General features: G+C 65.1%; 16 protein-coding genes and 1 riboswitch. Of the genes, 9 read left to right on the forward strand and 7 right to left on the reverse strand.

Annotation, left to right across the window (positions count from 1 at the left end; genetic code table 11):
* The first annotated feature begins 120 nt into the window (after positions 1–120).
* From purS to purL, 3 genes are read left to right on the forward strand one after another with little or no spacing between them, the layout of a single operon-like run.
* Entirely contained in the window at positions 121–381 is a 261-nt protein-coding gene (gene purS, locus H535_RS0109855) for a phosphoribosylformylglycinamidine synthase subunit PurS (protein ID WP_026819415.1), read from the forward strand.
* A complete protein-coding gene (gene purQ / locus H535_RS0109860; protein ID WP_026819416.1) occupies positions 368–1,126 on the forward strand; it encodes a phosphoribosylformylglycinamidine synthase subunit PurQ in 759 nt (252 codons plus the stop codon). The genes purS and purQ overlap by 14 nt, the downstream gene beginning before the upstream one ends.
* 7 nt (positions 1,127–1,133) lie before the next feature.
* Positions 1,134–3,518: a phosphoribosylformylglycinamidine synthase subunit PurL gene (purL, locus tag H535_RS24620; RefSeq protein ID WP_035769032.1), complete on the forward strand. Its 2,385-nt coding sequence runs from the start codon at positions 1,134–1,136 to the stop codon at positions 3,516–3,518.
* Between the two features lie 8 nt (positions 3,519–3,526).
* On the opposite strand, the gene H535_RS24625 is transcribed toward purL, so the two are convergent.
* The 3 genes from H535_RS24625 to H535_RS0109880 all read right to left on the reverse strand — a co-directional run bounded on the left by H535_RS24625 (position 3,527) and on the right by H535_RS0109880 (position 5,163).
* Complete coding sequence (locus tag H535_RS24625) at positions 3,527–4,276, reverse strand: tetratricopeptide repeat protein (protein ID WP_051298956.1); 750 nt, start codon at positions 4,274–4,276, stop codon at positions 3,527–3,529.
* Positions 4,270–4,665, reverse strand: coding sequence for an MmcQ/YjbR family DNA-binding protein (locus H535_RS0109875; protein WP_026819417.1), 396 nt, complete (start codon positions 4,663–4,665; stop codon positions 4,270–4,272). The genes H535_RS24625 and H535_RS0109875 overlap by 7 nt, the downstream gene beginning before the upstream one ends.
* A gap of 81 nt (positions 4,666–4,746) precedes the next feature.
* A complete protein-coding gene (locus tag H535_RS0109880; protein ID WP_026819418.1) occupies positions 4,747–5,163 on the reverse strand; it encodes a CoA-binding protein in 417 nt (138 codons plus the stop codon).
* A gap of 167 nt (positions 5,164–5,330) precedes the next feature.
* On the opposite strand from H535_RS0109880, the gene H535_RS0109885 reads away from it, so the two are divergent.
* A complete protein-coding gene (locus H535_RS0109885; protein ID WP_026819419.1) occupies positions 5,331–6,245 on the forward strand; it encodes an ABC transporter ATP-binding protein in 915 nt (304 codons plus the stop codon).
* A gap of 150 nt (positions 6,246–6,395) precedes the next feature.
* Here the strand turns inward: H535_RS0109885 and H535_RS0109890 are convergent, their stop codons facing one another.
* Together H535_RS0109890 and H535_RS0109895 are read right to left on the reverse strand one after the other, a co-directional pair.
* Complete coding sequence (locus H535_RS0109890; RefSeq protein WP_081416572.1) at positions 6,396–7,688, reverse strand: outer membrane protein assembly factor BamB family protein; 1,293 nt, start codon at positions 7,686–7,688, stop codon at positions 6,396–6,398.
* Between the two features lie 72 nt (positions 7,689–7,760).
* Positions 7,761–9,413, reverse strand: a complete 1,653-nt coding sequence (locus H535_RS0109895; protein ID WP_026819421.1) for an ABC-F family ATP-binding cassette domain-containing protein — start codon at positions 9,411–9,413, stop codon at positions 7,761–7,763.
* A 367-nt stretch (positions 9,414–9,780) separates the two neighbouring features.
* Here H535_RS0109895 and acs point away from each other — a divergent pair, with 367 nt between their 5' ends.
* The 3 genes from acs (at position 9,781) to H535_RS0109910 (ending at position 13,834) form a co-directional block, all read left to right on the forward strand.
* Positions 9,781–11,811 (forward strand): acetate--CoA ligase, encoded by a 2,031-nt coding sequence (acs, locus tag H535_RS0109900; protein ID WP_026819422.1) that lies wholly within the window; start codon positions 9,781–9,783, stop codon positions 11,809–11,811.
* Between the two features lie 63 nt (positions 11,812–11,874).
* Positions 11,875–11,969, forward strand: a riboswitch (SAM riboswitch).
* Positions 11,970–11,981: 12 nt separating this feature from the next.
* Entirely contained in the window at positions 11,982–13,337 is a 1,356-nt protein-coding gene (locus tag H535_RS24630) for an O-acetylhomoserine aminocarboxypropyltransferase/cysteine synthase family protein (RefSeq protein WP_081416573.1), read from the forward strand.
* Positions 13,334–13,834 carry a CoA-binding protein gene (locus H535_RS0109910; RefSeq protein ID WP_051298958.1) on the forward strand — a complete coding sequence of 167 codons (501 nt, stop codon included), beginning with the start codon at positions 13,334–13,336 and terminating at the stop codon, positions 13,832–13,834. The genes H535_RS24630 and H535_RS0109910 overlap by 4 nt, the downstream gene beginning before the upstream one ends.
* Positions 13,835–13,866: 32 nt before the next feature.
* Here H535_RS0109910 and H535_RS27750 read toward each other — a convergent pair whose 3' ends face one another.
* Complete coding sequence (locus H535_RS27750; protein WP_162144879.1) at positions 13,867–14,292, reverse strand: DoxX family protein; 426 nt, start codon at positions 14,290–14,292, stop codon at positions 13,867–13,869.
* A gap of 117 nt (positions 14,293–14,409) precedes the next feature.
* Positions 14,410–15,042, reverse strand: coding sequence for a Pr6Pr family membrane protein (locus tag H535_RS24640; RefSeq protein ID WP_035769034.1), 633 nt, complete (start codon positions 15,040–15,042; stop codon positions 14,410–14,412).
* A 210-nt stretch (positions 15,043–15,252) separates the two neighbouring features.
* On the opposite strand from H535_RS24640, the gene H535_RS0109925 reads away from it, so the two are divergent.
* Both H535_RS0109925 and H535_RS0109930 read left to right on the forward strand, forming a co-directional pair.
* Complete coding sequence (locus H535_RS0109925; protein ID WP_026819424.1) at positions 15,253–15,954, forward strand: hypothetical protein; 702 nt, start codon at positions 15,253–15,255, stop codon at positions 15,952–15,954.
* A gap of 282 nt (positions 15,955–16,236) precedes the next feature.
* Entirely contained in the window at positions 16,237–18,171 is a 1,935-nt protein-coding gene (locus H535_RS0109930) for a hypothetical protein (RefSeq protein ID WP_026819425.1), read from the forward strand.
* Positions 18,172–18,173 lie beyond the last annotated feature (2 nt).

Raw genomic sequence — 18,173 nt, forward strand, 5'->3', positions numbered from 1 at the left:
CCCGCCGCTCTCCCGCTGTCACGATTCAGCCCCGGCTCCGCGTGGCCGGTAGACTGGTGGCGCACCAGGGGCTCGGCATGCGCCGGCCCCGATGACATTTACCCCGCAGGAGTGAGGCATATGCCCCGAATCGTTGTCGACGTCATGCCCAAGCCTGAGATCCTGGATCCCCAGGGCAAGGCGATCGCCGGGGCATTGCCCCGGATAGGTCTCAACGGCTTCAGCGAAGTGCGGCAAGGCAAACGATTTGAGCTTGCGGTCGACGGCGACATCACCGACGAGGTGCTGGAGCAGGCCCGAACGGCCGCCACCACCCTGCTGTCCAACCCGGTGATTGAGGACGTCACCCGCGTGGAGGTCATCGACGATGGCTCCGCTTGAGGGCGATGCCGCCGGTGCGCGCATCGGCGTTGTCACGTTCCCCGGCACCTTGGACGACCGCGATGCCGCCCGCGCCGTCCGCCTCGCGGGAGCCACGCCGGTCAACCTGTGGCACGGTGACGGCTCGCTCCAGGATGTCGATGCCGTGGTGCTGCCGGGCGGCTTCTCCTACGGCGACTACCTGCGCGCCGGTGCCATCTCCCGTTTCGCCCCATTGATGGGCAAGGTCACCGCGGCGGCCGAGGCTCCCGGCTCGCCGCTGCCGGTGCTGGGCATCTGCAACGGATTCCAGGTGCTCACCGAGGCGCACCTGCTTCCCGGCTCCATGGTCAAGAACGAGAACCTGCATTTCATGTGCCGGGACCAGAAACTCACCGTGGAGAATGCCTCGACGTCATGGACAAACCAGTTCACGGCAGGGGAGCAGATTGTGATTCCGCTGAAGAACCAGGACGGGCAGTTCATCGCCGACGAGCACACTCTGGACCAGTTGGAGGGCGACGGCCGCGTAGTGTTCCGCTACGCGGAGTCAAACCCCAACGGATCCCGCCGGTCCATCGCGGGCATCTCCAACGCGGCGGGCAACGTCGTCGGCCTCATGCCCCACCCCGAACATGCCGTTGAGCCCGGCTTCGGACCTGACTCATCCGGCGCTGACCGCCGCTTCGGCGACACCCCGCTGGCCTCGGGCACCGACGGCCTGTCGCTGTTCACCTCCGTCCTTAATACACTGCTGGTTGCGTAAGGGAAGCATGACTGAAGAGTTCAACCTGGACACCGTCGAGCACGCGTCGCGCACTCCTGATTCGGAGCTGCCGTGGGCCGATCTGGGGCTGAGGGAAAACGAGTTCGAGGACATCCAGACGATCCTTGGCCGCCGCCCCACCGCTGCCGAGCTGGCGATGTACTCGGTGATGTGGTCCGAGCACTGCTCCTACAAGTCCTCAAAGGTCCATCTGCGCCAGTTCGGGGACAAGGTCTCCGAGGCGATGAAGCAGCACCTGCTGGTCGGCATCGGCGAGAATGCCGGTGTCGTCGACATTGGCGAAGGCTGGTCGGTGACCTTCAAGATCGAGTCGCACAACTCCCCCTCCATGGTCGAGCCGTTCCAAGGTGCGGCAACCGGCGTCGGCGGCATTGTCCGTGACATCATTTCGATGGGTGCCCGCCCGGTCGCGGTGATGGATGCGCTGCGCTTCGGCGGCATCGACCATCCGGACAGCCAGCGGCTGGTGCACGGGATCGTCTCCGGCATCGGCAGCTACGGCAACTCGCTCGGGCTGCCCAATGTCGGCGGCGAAGTGGTCTTCGATCCGGCCTACCAGGGTAATCCGCTGGTCAATGCGCTGGCCGTGGGCGTAATGCGCCATGAGGACATCCGGCTGGCCAACGCCTCGGGCGTGGGCAACAAGGTGGTGCTCTTCGGCGCCCGGACCGGCGGCGACGGCATCGGCGGCGCCTCGGTGCTGGCATCCGAGTCCTTCGACTCTTCGAAACCCTCCAAGCGCCCGGCCGTCCAGGTCGGCGACCCGTTTGCCGAGAAGGTGCTGATCGAGTGCTGCCTGGAGTTGTTCGCCGCCTCCGTGGTGGAAGGCATCCAGGACCTCGGGGCCGCAGGCATCTCCTGCGCCACCTCCGAGCTGGCATCCAACGGCGACGGCGGCATGCATGTGGAGCTGACCAACGTGCTGCTGCGCGATCCCACCCTGACCCCGGGCGAGATCCTGATGTCCGAGTCCCAGGAACGCATGATGGCGGTGGTGACCCCGGAAAACGCGGCGGCCTTCGAAGCCATCATGGACAAGTGGAACGTCGAATACTCCTGGCTCGGCGAGGTCACCGACACCGAACGGCTGGTCATCGAATGGGACGGCGAGGAGATCGTCAACGTCGACCCGAAGACCGTCGCCCACGAAGGGCCGGTATACGACCGCCCCTATCACCGCCCCGACTGGCTGGACGAGCTGCAGAAGTCTTCCTTCCGCGCGAGCAAGCAGCACCAGGAGCGCCCCCAGTCCGGACCCGAACTCGCGGCCGCGGTGCTGGAGCTGATGTCTTCGCCCAATATGTGCTCCAAGGACTGGGTGACCAATCAGTACGACCGCTACGTGCAGGGCAACACCGCGTTGGCGATGCCTGATGACGCCGGCGTCATCCGCGTCGACGAAGAGAGCGGCCTCGGCATCGCGGTGTCCACCGATGCCAACGGCCGCTACAGCTACCTGAATCCCTACGACGGCGCCCGGCTGGCGCTGGCCGAGGCCTACCGGAACGTAGCCACCTCCGGAGCGAAGCCGATGGCCGTGACCGACTGCCTGAACTTCGGCTCCCCCGAGGACCCGGAAATCATGTGGCAGTTCGCCGAATCCATCCGCGGGCTGGCGGACGCGTGCCAGGAACTCGGCGTCCCGGTCACCGGCGGCAACGTTTCCCTCTACAACCAGACCTCCGGTGTGGCTATCCCCCCGACTCCCGTGGTGGGCGTGCTGGGATTGTTCGACGACGTCGGTCGCCGCACCCCCTCGGGATGGCGCGACGACGGGCAGGCCCTTTACCTGCTCGGCACCACCGCCGACGAGCTGGACGGCTCCGAATGGGCCAACCTGCGCGGACACCTGGGCGGCCAGCCACCCGCCGTCGACCTGTCCATCGAAAAGCAGCTGGGCGAGATCCTGATTAATGCTTCGAGGGACGGGATGATCGACGCCGCACACGACGTCTCCGAAGGTGGACTGGCAGCGACCTTGTCCGAGATGGCGCTGAGGTTTGGCGTCGGCGCCCGGGTCGGGATCGATGAACTCTGCGAGCGCGACGGCATCGACGCGTTCACCGCCCTGTTCAGCGAGACCCAGGGCCGCGCCGTCGTCTCGGTGGCCCGCACGGAGGAAGTGCGGTTCACCGACATGTGCACGGCCCGCGGTTTCGCCCACCTGCGCATCGGCGTCGTCGACAACCCTCCGGGATCTCCACGCGGCGCGGAGCGCCTTGGTCGATCACCGGTGGTCGACCAAGCGAGCGCCAGCGAGCGCGCGGAGACCCAGCCGGAACCCGCCCTGGACGTGCAGGGGCACTTCACGTTGCCGCTGGCCTCACTGCGGGAGGCCCATGAGGGGACGCTGCCCGCCTACTTCGGCTAGCGTCGACGCTACGCGTCCCGCTTCCGGTCGGTGATGGCCCATCTCAGCTCCATCAGCTCTTCGGTCACCTGCGGGTCTTCGGGGTCGTTGGCTTCGAGCTCTTCCTGGATCTGAAGGGCGTCCTCGTACCGTCCGATGGTGCGCAGCGACCGTGCCACTGTCCACTGCGTGACGTGCCGCTGCGCGTCGGTGCCGCACTCGTCGGCCGAGATCTTGGCCAGCCGGAAGTGGTGCAGCGCGCCCCAATGGTCGCCGGCTTCGTCGAAGTGCCACCCCAGGAAGTTGTGCAGCGTGATCGCCCATTGCGCCGTCCGCGGGTCTTCGGCCTGCTCGGCCATTTCCAGCGCCTTCAGGGTCCACGCCTCGGTATGCCCGGTGTCGGCGACAGCCAACATGTAGAGGGAATCCACCCCCAGGAACAGCAACCCGTGCTCGGCGGCCTGATTCGCGGCGCGTTCGAGCACCGAGATCGCCAGCGCCTTGTGCCCGGTCGAGGTCAGGATGCGGCCACGTTCCAGCAGCACCCGCGCCCACACCGCCGGATGCTGGCTGGCATGGGACTCGGAAACTTCGGCCAGCGCCTCCTTGGCTTCCTCGAACCTCTCCTGCAGCGCCATCGCTCGGGCGACCTGCGTGGCCAGCTCGGCCTGCTCGACGTCGTCGTACTGCCCGCCGAGCAGCGCCTGCCGCAACCGCTCCTCAGAGTCCGCCGGGTCGGAGAAGTCCCACAGAATGTCCAGCAGCTCGGGAGTCAGCATGATCCTCCGGCCGCCAGTCCGCTCCACTTGAGCGCTTCACGGTCTTTGCGCGGAAGGGACTCCACCACGAGGTCGTACGAGTCTTCAATCATGTCCCGGATCATATCTGCCGGCAGGGCACCGTCGCAGCGCACGCCATTCCAGTGCGTCTTGTTCATGTGATACGCGCCGGTGATTTCGGTGTGTGCGGCGCGCAACTGTTCGGCCAGCGCCGGCTCGCACTTGAGGCTGACGCTCAACTCTGCGGAGTCCAGATCGGCCAGCGCGAACATCTTGGCCTTTCCCCCGGGGCCGCGCACCTTGAACACCGACGCCTCGGGCCCAAACGGGAAATCTTCGAATGTGCCCGGCAGAGCCAGGCATGCGCTTTTCAGTTCTGCTGCCTGCATGTTCTACAGCATAGTGGCGAGAGCCTGCCCCGCCGGCCGTTTCACCGGCGGGCTCGCCCACGACAGCCGACGGCGACCGGCTCACAGTCCCAGCCGCGGCGCCTCGATTGCCGGACAGGTGTCCATCACGACGTCGAGCCCGGCTGCTGCTGCCCGCGCCGCAGCGTCCTCATCGATCACCCCGAGTTGCAGCCACACAGCCTTCGCCCCCGCTTCGATCGCCTGGTCCACCACCGCGCCGACACGCTGCGAATTGACGAAACAGTCCACCACGTCGATCTGCCCGTCAATGTCGGCCAGTTTCCGGCAGCCGGTGGCACCGTGCACGCCTTCGCCCTTGAGATTGACCGGGATAATCTCCATCCCCAGCCGCTGCTGGATGAACTGCCCGACCCCATACGCCGGGCGGGCGGTATTGGTGGAGAGCCCGACGACGGCCCACCGGCCCTGGGTGGTCAGCAGCCGTTTGACGGTGTCCGGGTCGTTTACATGGGCCATGTGGCGCCTTTCTGTGCTGCCGACACCGGCTCCGCTGCCGGCATCGCGTCGATATGTTACAAACCGGATTTGTCGGCCTGTCGCTGCATCCAGTTTAGTTGGTGGCAGTATCCTGTCGTCAGTGACGGGCGAGACCCAACCGATGCTGAGACCAATCAGGGAGCACCATGTCCAACAAGGTCGCACCACACTTCCATCCTGCCCTGCCCGTCTCATTCAACGCGCTACACCGCAGCTCCGGGACCGGCGCTGACCGGCAGGCGATACTGCGGGACATCAATCTGGATGTCAACGCCGGTGAGTTCGTCGCCATCGTCGGACCTGCCGGGTGCGGCAAATCGACGCTGCTGCGGGCCACGGGAGGCCTGGACACCAGCGGCGGCGGAACCATCACCATCGGCGACACCCCGGTGGCCGCAGTGGACAATCGGTGCGCCGTGACTTCCGGACCGAGCCAGCTGTCCACCGAACACACCATCCAGGCCAACGTGGCGATGGGCCTGCCGATCGGTACCAGCGCCAAGCATGGCAAGGCCAAGGTCGCCGAATTGTTGAACCTGCTGGGCCTGGAGCAGTTCGCCAAGCTCTGGCCGAGCGACCTGCCCGCCGGACTGGCCGAGCGCGTCGCACTGGCGAAGGCGCTGGCCCGCAACCCCGGCGTGCTGCTGCTCGACGAACCGTTCAGCACCCTCGATGCCAGGACCCGCGCAAAGACGCAGGAACTGCTGCTCGATATCCACCGGGTGGCTCGCACCACGGTGCTGATGGTCACCGACGCCGTCGACGAAGCCCTGCAGCTGGCCGACCGGATCATTGTCCTCGGCTCCTCGAAGACCAACACCGACGATGGTGAGGCCGTCACCGACGACGCCGACGTCGTCCAGGGCCGGATCCTGAAACACGACACGCAGGACAGCGGCAGCGGCACGTCCAAGGACGGCGGCGGACCGAGCATCGGCTCCAGCATCGTCCAGGTGCTCGATGCTCTCCCCCTGCGCCCCCGCGATATCAACTCCACCTCGCTGGCGCGCGTGCGCGATTCCCTGCTGGCCGCCGTCGGCGTCGGCAACAAATCCAAGTAGCCTCGACAAACCCAGGAAAGGTACCGCCGGCGCCGGGCGTATAGCTTATGACCCACTACGCCGGTAGCATCCCCGCAAGGCAGTTTCAGGCGAATCTCCACTGGTAGGAGGCGGCGGCGTCAACATTGCCTCAGGCTTGCCCTGCGAGCATCACTCCGGTCGCAGCGCGGCGAAACCGTCCGCGGTGCGCATGTACAGAGTGCCGTGGGAAATCACCGGATGCTGCATCCAAGAGCGTGGATCGACCGGATGGCTCCAGACCTTGTGTCCATCGCTGGTGCGATACGCATAGAGATGGGATTCGGAGCCGCCTTCGCTGACTCTGAGGTAGACGAGCCCGCCGGCGACCACCGGATCACCCATGTCGGCCCCCTCGGGTAGCCTCGTCCGCCATGACAACCGACCGGAATCCTGCTCCCAGGAACGCAGGGCCGACACGTTCAGATCATCGTTGGTTTCGGCCAGGTAGATGTGTGAGTCATTGACTGCTGCCGTGGCTTCGCTTGCGAACCACGGTGTCTCCTTTTCCCAGAAGATATTGCCGGTGGTCGTATCGATCGACATAGCCCGATGGTGGATGACCCCAATGTCCTCCATGGCCAGCACGTGGCCGGTAAAGGGTAGGGTTGTCCGCGGCTGGAGCGGGCGGTCGATGTGCCCCTGGTTCAGCCCCGTCTGCAGCGATACGGCCACTGTCTCGTGCTTCGGCGACCACTTGTTCCACGGGCGCAAGTAGATTCTGCCAGATGGATCGACCATCGGGGACTTGGGCGCAATTTCGGCGTCGTCGCGGGTCCACGCCAGCGAGCCATCCGATCGAAAAACTTCCACGCGGTGCGGGCCGCCGCCACGTGCAGAGCCGGATACCGCGACCCGACCGTTAGCGGCGAGCAGCTGATCAAAGTGGATATCACGGGCGCTATTCGACCATTGACGGTCCCCGTCGGCCTCGATGGCGTACAGGGTGGAGGTTTCGCCGAGGCTGCCGGTGGATAAATAGACCATGCCCTGCGAGAAGGCGATATCCGTCGGCGTTGAGTCCAGCCGGATCTTCCACAGCACGTCGCCGTCGTCGGTGTCATAGGCGGCGACGCCGCTCTCGTGCAGCTGGTAGACGCGACCTCCCGCGACGATCGGTTCACCGACAGGCTTCAGAGGGGTGGTGACGTGATATGCGGGGGAGAGTTGATCAACCGTGTCGACCGTGATGTGGAACTCGGCTCGGTTCCAGAACCGGTTGTCCGGTCCGCCTCCGTTGGACGTCCAGTCTCCGAATCCGGCCAATTCCTTGCGATGGTGGGTTCGGTCCCCGTCGGCTTTGCTGTGGTCCGCCGCCGTTGCCGGCGCGGCGGCAGTCAGTGTCGCGGCGGTCGCCAGCAGCGACCCGGCCATAGCGATGGCACGGGCAAGTCGTGGGGTTCGGCGGTGTTGAGGTGTCGGCATGGCTGTTCGCCTCCTTGCCCCTACCCTACGAAACGCACGCCAAATGGGGAACAGTGCTGCCGCCGGGCCCCCTCAGGCAGGTGAACGGGGTGCAGGCACTGAACTGAGTTGAAGCCGCGGCCAATCCTCCGTGTCCCGCAGTAGCTGGCGATCGTGGGAGGCCAGCACCACACAAGCTTCGGTGGCACCGAAGGCGTCGGTCAGCTCGTCCACGAGAGCAATCGAGAGGTGGTTTGTCGGCTCGTCGAGCAGCAAGACGTGCGGTCGGGAGGCGAGCACCATAGCAAGGTCCAGACGGCGCTGTTGTCCCATGGACAATTCCCGGGCCGGCTTGTCGAGATCCGCCGCCGACAGCAGTCCCAACTGTGACAGGGGTATCGCTTCGTCCTCCTTCAACGTTCCAGAGCTGACCAGTCTGCCCATGTGGCTTCCAAACACGTCCTCCGGCCCTCCCCGCGCAAAGCCGACCGATTCCTGGGGCAGCAGTCCCACGCGGGCGTTGCGGGCTTGCCGCACGGTGCCGTTCGTAGGTTCGAGCCGACCGGACAGCACGGAGAGCAACGTTGTCTTGCCCGAACCGTTCGGCCCGGTCACCACCAGCCGCGAACCTGACGCCAGGCCGACGTCGACGGCGTCATGCAGCCTGTCCGCGACCCGTACGCCGTCTGCGGTGACCAAGGCGACGCCTGGATGGGCAGGCAGTTCCGGCATCCGGAACCGCAGCGGCGGCACCGGAGCCGTGATGGCGTGCTGCTGCAACTCGTCACGGCGGCGGTTCACCGAACGAACAATGCCCGGAGCCCTGCTCTGCCGTTGGTGCTTGCCCGTGCCCTTATCCGGACGCCACCCGGAGCTGAGCCGGTTCCGGGCTTCGGCCAGATCATGGGTAAGCCGAGCATGATCCGACTGTTGCCGTTCGTACTCCGATTCCCAACGTTGCAGTTCGGCCTCGCGCCCCTGGCGGTAGCCGTCGAATCCGTCTCCGTACACCCGCGGCAGCCCGTCGCGGCTCTGGTCAAGGTCGAGTATTGTCGTCACGACGTCGGACAGCAGGGCCCGATCATGGCTGACGACGACGACACCTCCGGCATGTTCGCGGAGTTTTGCCGTCAGGAAGTCGAGTCCTGCCGCATCCAAGTGATTGGTCGGTTCGTCCAGCAGCAGGAAGTCGACTTCCGCGCCGAGCAGGCATGCCAGACGCACCCGGTACCGCTGGCCGACCGACAGTTCGGCCAGCAACCGGCTCCGGTCCGCCACCGCATCCAGACGGTCCAGCGCGAGATCGATGCGGCGGTCGGCGTCCCAGGCGTCGAGCGCCTCGGCCGCTTCCAGCGCGGCAGTGTATTCGTGCTCGGCACCCGGACTGCCCTCGGCCAGGGCAGCCGCACCTTCGTCGAGTGCAGCCAGTGCCGCACGTGCGTCGGCAATCTGTTCATCGATGAATTGGCCAATCGTCCTGTTGCCGTGCGATGCCATCTCCTGGTCAGCCACGCCGACAGTGCCAATCCGCTGCACCCGGCCCTCATCGGGTGTCAATGTGCCCGCAAGGACCTGTATCAGTGTCGATTTTCCCCGGCCGTTCTCCCCGACCACGCCCCACCGGGAACCGGGCGATACGGTCATTTCAACCTGTGAGAGGACGCGTCGGCCACCGCGGTTAACGCAGAGGCCGGATGTCATCAGTTGCGCCCGCGCACGAGCGGGCAGTATAAGAGTGCTCTTCATTTTTCCTCTAACTCCAGACACACGCGTCCCCTCGCCAGGGGAGGTGTGTTAAATCAACGGACACGCGGCCGTGCACCGGCCATGTCAAAACGCCCGCAAGCTCAGTGGCTGAGGCGGGCCGTCCGGAGTCCGATTAGAGGTAAAGAAGAGTTTGCACCCGACTATCCTATCAACTTGATTTCATATTATGACTCCCCGGCTTGAAACCGACGGGCTGTATCGCGTTTAGTTGGAAGTTGCCCATCCCGAGCGGCTAAGAGACCTGGATCGACGACGCCGCAGCAACCCCTTGATCTTCGACACGTGTCGCCCCGGCGACAGAGACAGCATCAGGACAGTGCTACCGCCAGGACCGATGGAGATTGATATGACTCTCGACCTCGCCTCCGGCCGACACCCTTCGACAGGTGGAGGCTCCCGTGACGCGTCCGCTTCCGAAACCGCACGCATTGCATTCTGGGAAGAAGCAGCCAACAAACTCGACTGGGCCGCGCCCTGGCACACCGCCCACACCTTCGAACCGGCCGCACCGCTGAGCGGTCTCGACTACGACGACGCGCTGGCCGCCGAAGGCGACGACCTGGCTCTCAGCGTGCCCGCGATTGAGTGGTTCGCCGGCGGCACACTCAACGTTGCCTATAACTGCGTGGACCGCCACGTGGAGGCCGGCCGCGGCAACAAGGTGGCACTGCATTTCGAAGGCGAACCCGGAGACCGCCGCACCGTCACCTACGCCCAGCTGCAGAAGGAAGTTTCCAAGGCGGCCAACGCGCTGACGAAACTCGGCGTGGGCAAGGGCGACCGCGTGGTCATCTACCTGCCCGTGCTGGTCGAAACCATCGTCGTCACGCTCGCCTGCGCCCGGATCGGCGCCATACACTCCCTGGTGTTCGGCGGCTTCTCTGCCGAGGCGCTGCGGTTCCGCGTCGAGGACACCGGGGCTAAACTGCTCGTCACCACCGACGGCCAGTTCCGCCGCGGCAAGGCTGTTGCGGTCAAGGAGAACGCTGACGCCGCCGTCGCCGGAGACAACAACATCGAGCACGTGCTGGTCATCCGCCGCACCTCCAAAAGCGGATCCCGCAGCTCGGGCAAGGGCAAACGCTCCAACCAGGAACTGTCCGTCCCGTGGACCCGCGGCCGCGATGTCTGGTGGCACGACGTCGTCGACCCTGCCTCCGAGCACCACGTGCCTAAGGCCTTCGACGCCGAGACGCCTCTGTTCATCATGTACACTTCCGGAACCACCGGCAGGCCGAAGGGCTTGGTGCACACCTCCGGCGGCTACCTCACCCAGGCGGCCTACAGCCACGAACTGTTGTTCAGCCACCCGGATCCGGAGCGGCGCAGTGCCGACGTGCACTGGTGCACCGCGGACCTCGCCTGGGTCACCGCCCACACCTACGAGATCTACGGGCCGCTGGCCAACGGCGTCACGCAGGTGATTTTCGAGGGTACGCCTGACACTCCGCACGCCGGCCGGCATCTGGAGATCATCGAACGCTACGGCGTCACCAGCTACTACACCGCGCCAACTCTGGTCCGGTCGCTGATGGGCTGGTTCCCGGACGGCGTGCCGGAGCACTACAACCTCTCGTCGCTGCGTGTGCTCGGCACCGTCGGCGAGGCGATCAACCCGGCTGCGTGGCACTGGTTCCGGGACCAGTTCGGCCATGGCGAGCTGCCCGTCGTCGACACCTGGTGGCAGTCCGAAACCGGCGCCACCATCCTCTCCCCGCGCCCCACGGATTCCGGGTTCAAACCGGGATGCGCCAGCCGGGCGCTGCCCGGCGTCAGCACTAGAATCGTCGACGACGACGGCGCCGAGGTGGCTGCCAACGAGCAGGGCTTCATCGTCGTGGACAAGACCGGGCCGGCGATGGCCCGCACCGTCTGGGACGCCCCGCAGCGGTACCTGGATTCGTACTGGCGCAAGTACGCCCTGCGGGGCTGGTTCCTGGCCGGAGATGGCGCGAAGTATGACGACGACGGCGATACCTGGATCCTGGGCCGCACCGACGACGTGATCAACGTGTCCGGGCACCGACTGTCCACGATCGAGATCGAGTCCGCCCTGGTGTCCCACCCGTCCGTGGTCGAGGCCGGCGTCGCCCCGATTGCCGACCCGAAGACCGGCCACGCCATCGCCGCGTTCGTGGTGTTGAGCGACGGTCTGGCCTCCGGTGATGAACTCCGGCGCCACGTGGCCAGGGAGATCGGGCCGATCGCGAAGCCGGCCGCCGTCGTCGTCGTTCCCGACATCCCCAAGACCAGATCCGGCAAGATCATGCGCCGGCTGCTCACCCAGCTGTACGAAGGCACCGAGCTCGGCGACACCACGTCCCTGCAAAACGAACCCTGCATCGGCGACATCCAACAAGTACTAGCCGAACGGTAGCTCGCGCGCAACCGGGCGCAACATTGTTTGGAATCACCGGCGCCGGCCTGCCAGACTGAAACTTGACCATCCCGAGCGGCTGAGAGATCTGGCTCCGCGACGCCGCAGCAACCCGGTCCGCAAGGACATCCGGGTGCTACCGCCAGGACCGATGGAGTAGGAGCCTCCCCATGACCGAACCTTCCTTCGGATTCCGCACCCGCGCCCTGCACGCCGGCGGCACCCCGGATGCCACCCATGGTTCCCGGGCCGTGCCGATCTACCAGTCGACGTCGTTCGTCTTCAAGGACACCAACGACGCCGCCAACCTGTTCGCGCTGCAGAAGTACGGCAACATCTATTCCCGCATCGGCAACCCCACTGTGGCGGCGTTCGAGGAGCGCATCGCCTCGCTGGAAGGCGGCATCGGGGCGGTGGCGACGGCGTCGGGCATGAGCTCCGAGTTCATCACCTTTGCCGCATTGGCCGGCGTCGGGGACCACATTGTGGCGGCCTCAGCCCTCTATGGCGGCACGGTGACCCAGCTCGACGTAACGCTGCGCCGCTTCGGGATCGAGACCAGCTTTGTCCCGGGCACCGACCCGGCCGACTACGCCGCCGCGGTCCAGGAGAACACCAAGGCGGTCTACGCCGAGGTCATCGCCAACCCCTCGGGCGAGGTCGCGGACATCGCCGGGTTGGCCAAGGTGGCGCACGACGCCGGGGTCCCGCTGATCATCGACGCCACGTTGTCGACGCCTTACCTGGTGCGGCCGATCGAGCACGGCGCCGACATCGTCATCCACTCCGCCACCAAGTTCATTGGCGGGCACGGCACCACGTTGGGCGGCGTCGTCGTCGAATCCGGCCGCTTCAACTGGGGCAACGGCAACTTCCCGTCGATGACCGAGCCGGTTGCCTCGTACGGCAACGTCAGCTGGTGGGACAACTTCGGCGAATACGGTTTCCTTACCAAGCTGCGCTCCGAGCAGCTGCGTGACATCGGACCCTCGCTCTCCGCCCAGGCCGCGTTCCAGTTGCTGCAGGGTGTGGAGACGCTGCCGCAGCGGATGGACGAGCACCTGAAGAACGCTCAGGCAGTTGCGGAATGGCTCGACGCTGACGACCGGATCGAGTATGTCAGCTACGCCGGCCTGCCCTCGCATGTGCACTTCGAGCGGGCGCAGCAGTACCTGCCCAAGGGACCGGGTTCCGTCTTCAGCTTCGGTATTAAGGGCGGGCGCGACGCCGGACAAAAGTTCATCGAATCGCTGCAACTGGCCAGCCACCTGGCCAATGTCGGCGACGCCCGGACGCTGGTGATCCACCCCGGGTCCACCACGCACCAGCAGCTGAACGCGGAACAACTCGAGGCCGCCGGAATTCCGGAGGACCTGGTGCGGATTTCGGTGGGTCTGGAGGACCTGGAGGACATCCTCTGGGACCTCGACCAGGCACTGACCGCCGCCGTCCCCACCGGTGGTCGAGTAAGCGAGGAACGAGCGCACCGAGACCCGCATCGAGACTTTGAAGGAGCCAATCAGTGAGCACCGAAACTCCGGCAACCCCGTGGGTGGCCCCGTCGGCCCCGGACCGCTTGCGAATCCTGCGCAACACCGGCTCCATCGCCATCGTCGGCGCCTCCAACAAGCCCTCGCGGGCCTCGTACTTCGTGGCGACCTACCTGCAGTCCTCGTCGCCCTACCGGCTCTATTTCGTCAATCCCGTGGTCGACGAGATCCTCGGACAAAGGACGTATCCGTCGCTGGCGGACCTGCCGGAAACACCGGACCTGGTGGACGTGTTCCGCAAGCATGACGACCTGCCGGCCGTGCTGGAGGAAACCCTCGACGTCGGCGCGAAAACGCTGTGGCTGCAGCTCGGATCGTGGCATGAAGAGGTTGCCCGCAAGGCGGAGGCCTCCGGTCTCAACGTGGTGATGGATCGCTGCGTGAAGATTGAGCACGCACGGTTCCACGGCGGCCTGAACCTCGCTGGTTTCAATACCGGGGTGATTTCTTCCAAGCGGCAGGTCACGGCCTAACGGGGAAATACGCCCGAGCCCGGTTTCGGCCGCTACTCTGTCCGGGCCCGCCTGTCTCCGCGCGCCCCGCGCACCGGAACATGCAATTGGTCCCGCGCCTCCCAGACCAACAATCCCGACCCGGCGATGATCGCCGCATTCAGCGGCACATAGTCCGGATGTCCATTGGCGAAATTGGTGAAAGCGGCACCGATCATGATGATGATCAGCAGGATTCCGCCGAACGGCCGGGTGCGCGGGATGAGCAAGGCGATGGATCCGATGATTTCGCCAATCCCGGTTAAGTAGATGGTCCACGTTGGCCAGCCGAATTCTTCAAACGGTTCCAGGGCTGCAGGTACCCCCAGGAATTTCTGCACTGCTGCCCGGATGACGACGGCGGCGACCAGCGCGGCCAGTAACGCCCACAGCACGGTAATCGCAATCTGCATGCCGCGGCTCCGCTCTGCAGTCCGCATGACGAGCCCTCCTCGTCTTCGTTGACGAAACACCCCAAAGGTTGATCTTTCCATCATCCCACCGGCAGGGCGCACCGTCCGTTATTGATACACAAGCGTTATCCACTCGGTACCCATTCAGTCCTCCGGCAGCTTGGCAATGGGCAACCGGCTGAGGGCAACAACGATGAATGAAACCAGCAGGATGAACGCGGCGAGCACGCCGGCATAAATCAACACCGTCCGATAACCGCCCACCAAATCCGGGTTGAGGAAAAAATAGGGATACCAGCCTGCCAGGCGCCCGCGAATCAGGGTATAAACCGTCCAAATGAGCGGGAAGATCATCGACAACCAGCCGATGCTCCAGTGCAAGCGGTGACGGGCCGGCACCAACAGGAAATCCAGCACCGCATACGCCGGCAGCACGAAATGCAGCACTTTGGAGGACAGCGGAACCAGGAACAGGTGATTGAGCAGGTCGGCATTGACCAGCAGCACGCCGAAGGTAGTACCGGAGACGATCATGTACGTAGTTGTCAGGGCCCGGGCAGCGGTGAGCCACTCCGGCTCGTGAATGGACGAAGCACCGTAATACATGGCAATCATCAGCACCAGGACCAGCATGATGTTGCTGTGGATGGTGAAGTAGCTGAACAGGTTCGCGGCCAGGCACGTACCGGTGGCGAACACGCAGTCTGCGCGCCACATCAACGCCCACAAACCGGTCACCAGCGCGGCGACGCGGACAATCAGGAACAGCATCCGCATATCGCGCGCACCCCTTTGGTTCACCGGTGCCGCACTGGTCGCGGCACGATGTCGCATTTGCCCGGCCCCGACACTGGGCAGTGCCGTTCCCGCCTGCCCATAGAATACGTGCCCGGCGCCGGGGCCGGAGCCACCGCTGGCCGCTCAATGTACAGCACGCGTAGGGTGTTTCCTATAAGGTCCGGTGTCTGTATGGAGAGGTGGCAACCGGTGAACAGCCAGACCGTCGGAGACGTTTTGCCAGCGCCGGCTATTCGTCATCGGCGTTCCCGCCGCCGCTGGACGGCAGCGTGCGCGCTGGCCGCCGCCGTCGTACTCACCGGCTGCACAGATGAACCCTCCGATCCTGAAACCAGCGAGCCGTCGCAACCGCCCTCATCGGAACAGACGACCGGCTCCAGCCCTTCACCGTCGCCGGAGTCCTCGGAAGCCTCACCCGACGCCACCTCCACGGCTTCCGGGAAATGGGGCAGGTACAACTCCCGTTCCGGGGCTTGCACCGCCGTCGCTGCCAACGTCGTCGCCGTCGCTGTACTGCCCATGAGCCTCAACCTCAGCGGTGACGCTCGGGAAATCGACAATGCCGAAGACGAAATTGCGAAGATGAAACGTTCCGCACCTGAGGCTCTGAAGGCTGATTTCGCCCGCGTGCAGCTGCTGATCGATACATTCGGCGAACGCGTCGCCGCCGGCGAGCGGGCCGGGGGCAAAGATTCACCCGTGGAGAGCAAAACTGAAGATGGCAGCGGCGACGGCGGCAGCGGCGCCGATGACGGCACGGTCCAGGTCCCGTCCCCTGACGCCTCGGATGGTTCGGAGAACCCTGAGTTCAACAGCGAGGCACTGCAGGACGCCCTCGACCCGGTGAAGCAATGGCTGACAGAGAACTGCGACGAGTCAGCCCGTAGTTGATATGTAGCCCCATCCCGGACCGGCCCCACGTGAGGGCCTCCGTCTTGTCCTCCACACAGGGCCGGCCGACCGGCCCCCTCCACATCGGAATAGTCCGGACTACCGGGTTAAGGCGGTGCCCGGAAGGGTGGCTTCAGTACACGTTCATCCTGAAGCCTTGGAGGATCCTTGCTGTCGAGCCGCCATTCCATCACGCCCCGGCCTCGCCTCACGTCTGGAAGACCACGGCGCGGAACACCGACTGCCCACTGGACGGGTCGCGCGGCGGCAGTCATCGCGCTGATGCTGTGCAGTTGGCTGTTCGTCCCCGGATCAGTTGACCCGGCCACCGCAGGTCAGCATGAGTGGAACAAAGGTGCAGGAATCCGAGGCACCAACCATTTCGTTGGCCAGTACGTCAACGACAATGGCCGGACGGCGTACTGCACTGACTTCGACAAGCTGGCCCCGCGGTATGCACAGGATTACGACGGCGGCCACCAGGGCCGATTTATCCGCAGCGATGGTCACGCGCTGACTCCGGACGAAAACGCCGCACTGGCCTACGTGTTGAACCGTTGGGGCAGCACCTCAAAGAAACACACGGCGGCAGCCGTACAATTGTCGGTCTGGGCGATGACCTCGCCCGGCATGGCGTGGGACTCCGCCAAGATGGCAACGTTCATCCAGCAGGAGAACTTGCCTGCCGGAATCGTCGAATCCGCGAAGTCCATGACGATGACAGCGCTGGATAATGCAGGTCCCTACTCCATCCGGATCATTATGGGAGACGACTCTGAGTCGGGGCTGGTCAGCGAAGCCGCAATTGCGGTCCTCGGCGCGGACAACACCCCGGTCGGGGGTTTAAGGGTCATGGCCGAGGTGACAGGTGCCTTCACCTTCACGGATGGCACCACCAGGACCAGCTGGACCAGCCAAACCAGCCAAACCAGCCAAACCAGCCAAAGAATGCTGCAACTGGACCGAACCACCCTCGGCACCGGAACGCTGAGAGTTGAGGTGCCCGCAACTCCCTCTGATGCTGTCCGTTGGCTGGCACCGAACCGGGAGTCCGCGCAACGACTGCTCACGGCCCCGGTGCTGACGACCGAGGAAACCGTGGCAAAAGTCGCTGCATTACCTGCATTCCAGCCTGGAGTCACTACGCAAACTTCCCGCGAGCGGGCGGATCCGGGCAGCCGGGTGCACGACATTCTGACAGTGTCGGCGGCGGACACCGGACAGGATTCCCCGAATCGATGGCTGCATCAGCCCACTACCGGCAAACCGCTGTCGGTAGCAGTGAAATCCACGCTCTGGGGCCCGCTCGACCAGAAGCCGGAATTGAGCGGGACTGTCCCTACCGGCACACCAAAAGTTGGAACGGTAACCACCAGAGTCCACGGTCCCGGCACCTACGAGACGCCGTCCCTGAAAGTGGCAGATCCGGGCTACTACGTATGGACCGGAACGATTGATCCGGTGAGCACCAAGCCTGAACAGGCGGCGCAGTTTGTCAAACCCTGGCAGAGCAAGTTCGGTGTCGCCCACGAAACCACCTTGGTCCCATGGCACGCGGAGGTCAAGACCAAACTATCCCGGCGCGAGGCAGTTGTGGGCGACACGGCCACCGATATGGTGACAGTGGGTGGTTTGCCGGACGACATGCCCGAAGACGCCCGGATCCGGCTGACCATGTACGGTCCTTTGGAAGAGGCACCACGCCAACGGGCAACAGTGCCGAAGGAGGCACCGGTATTCACGAAAATGACCATACCCGCTGGCAACGGACAACATCGCAGCCGGACCTTTGGTCCTTTTCCAGGTCCCGGGTGCTATACCGTTGTGGCTTCTTTGCCGGGTAGCGCACGGACATTGCCCTACACGTCGTCGTACGGCATCCCCGAAGAAACAGTGTGCGTTGCTCCAGCGGCAACACCGGAAACGGAAGCCGCAGCGCCGGAACACGCCACACCGGCAACGCCTGAAGAGTCTCCGAGACCGACGCAGCACGACTCGGCCACGCAGGCCGCTGAGCTCCGAAGCAATGAACCGGCCACTCCCACCACCCCTCGTCCCGGGGGCCAAGTGCCTTCGGGACATCAGCCGGCGACAGTGTCCGGCCGCCCGCAGCTGGCACAGACAGGTGCGGGCCTGAACCTCATGGCCGCTGGAGGAATCATGGCCACCGGGTTGGGTTTGTCGTGCGGCATACTGAATTGGCGGCGCCGGAGTTGATC

Source organism: Arthrobacter castelli DSM 16402 (assembly GCF_000430705.1).
GTDB classification, from domain to species: Bacteria; Actinomycetota; Actinomycetes; order Actinomycetales; family Micrococcaceae; genus Arthrobacter_C; species Arthrobacter_C castelli.

What these genes read in the sequence shown, in the direction of transcription:
- purS (WP_026819415.1), top strand. Translation starts at nt 121, where the DNA reads ATGCCCCGAATCGTTGTCGACGTCATGCCCAAGCCTGAGATCCTGGAT.
- purQ (WP_026819416.1), top strand. Translation starts at nt 368, where the DNA reads ATGGCTCCGCTTGAGGGCGATGCCGCCGGTGCGCGCATCGGCGTTGTC.
- purL (WP_035769032.1), top strand. Translation starts at nt 1,134, where the DNA reads ATGACTGAAGAGTTCAACCTGGACACCGTCGAGCACGCGTCGCGCACT.
- H535_RS24625 (WP_051298956.1), bottom strand. Translation starts at nt 4,276, where the DNA reads ATGCTGACTCCCGAGCTGCTGGACATTCTGTGGGACTTCTCCGACCCG.
- H535_RS0109875 (WP_026819417.1), bottom strand. Translation starts at nt 4,665, where the DNA reads ATGCAGGCAGCAGAACTGAAAAGCGCATGCCTGGCTCTGCCGGGCACA.
- H535_RS0109880 (WP_026819418.1), bottom strand. Translation starts at nt 5,163, where the DNA reads ATGGCCCATGTAAACGACCCGGACACCGTCAAACGGCTGCTGACCACC.
- H535_RS0109885 (WP_026819419.1), top strand. Translation starts at nt 5,331, where the DNA reads ATGTCCAACAAGGTCGCACCACACTTCCATCCTGCCCTGCCCGTCTCA.
- H535_RS0109890 (WP_081416572.1), bottom strand. Translation starts at nt 7,688, where the DNA reads ATGCCGACACCTCAACACCGCCGAACCCCACGACTTGCCCGTGCCATC.
- H535_RS0109895 (WP_026819421.1), bottom strand. Translation starts at nt 9,413, where the DNA reads ATGAAGAGCACTCTTATACTGCCCGCTCGTGCGCGGGCGCAACTGATG.
- acs (WP_026819422.1), top strand. Translation starts at nt 9,781, where the DNA reads ATGACTCTCGACCTCGCCTCCGGCCGACACCCTTCGACAGGTGGAGGC.
- H535_RS24630 (WP_081416573.1), top strand. Translation starts at nt 11,982, where the DNA reads ATGACCGAACCTTCCTTCGGATTCCGCACCCGCGCCCTGCACGCCGGC.
- H535_RS27750 (WP_162144879.1), bottom strand. Translation starts at nt 14,292, where the DNA reads ATGCGGACTGCAGAGCGGAGCCGCGGCATGCAGATTGCGATTACCGTG.
- H535_RS24640 (WP_035769034.1), bottom strand. Translation starts at nt 15,042, where the DNA reads ATGCGGATGCTGTTCCTGATTGTCCGCGTCGCCGCGCTGGTGACCGGT.
- H535_RS0109930 (WP_026819425.1), top strand. Translation starts at nt 16,237, where the DNA reads ATGCTGTGCAGTTGGCTGTTCGTCCCCGGATCAGTTGACCCGGCCACC.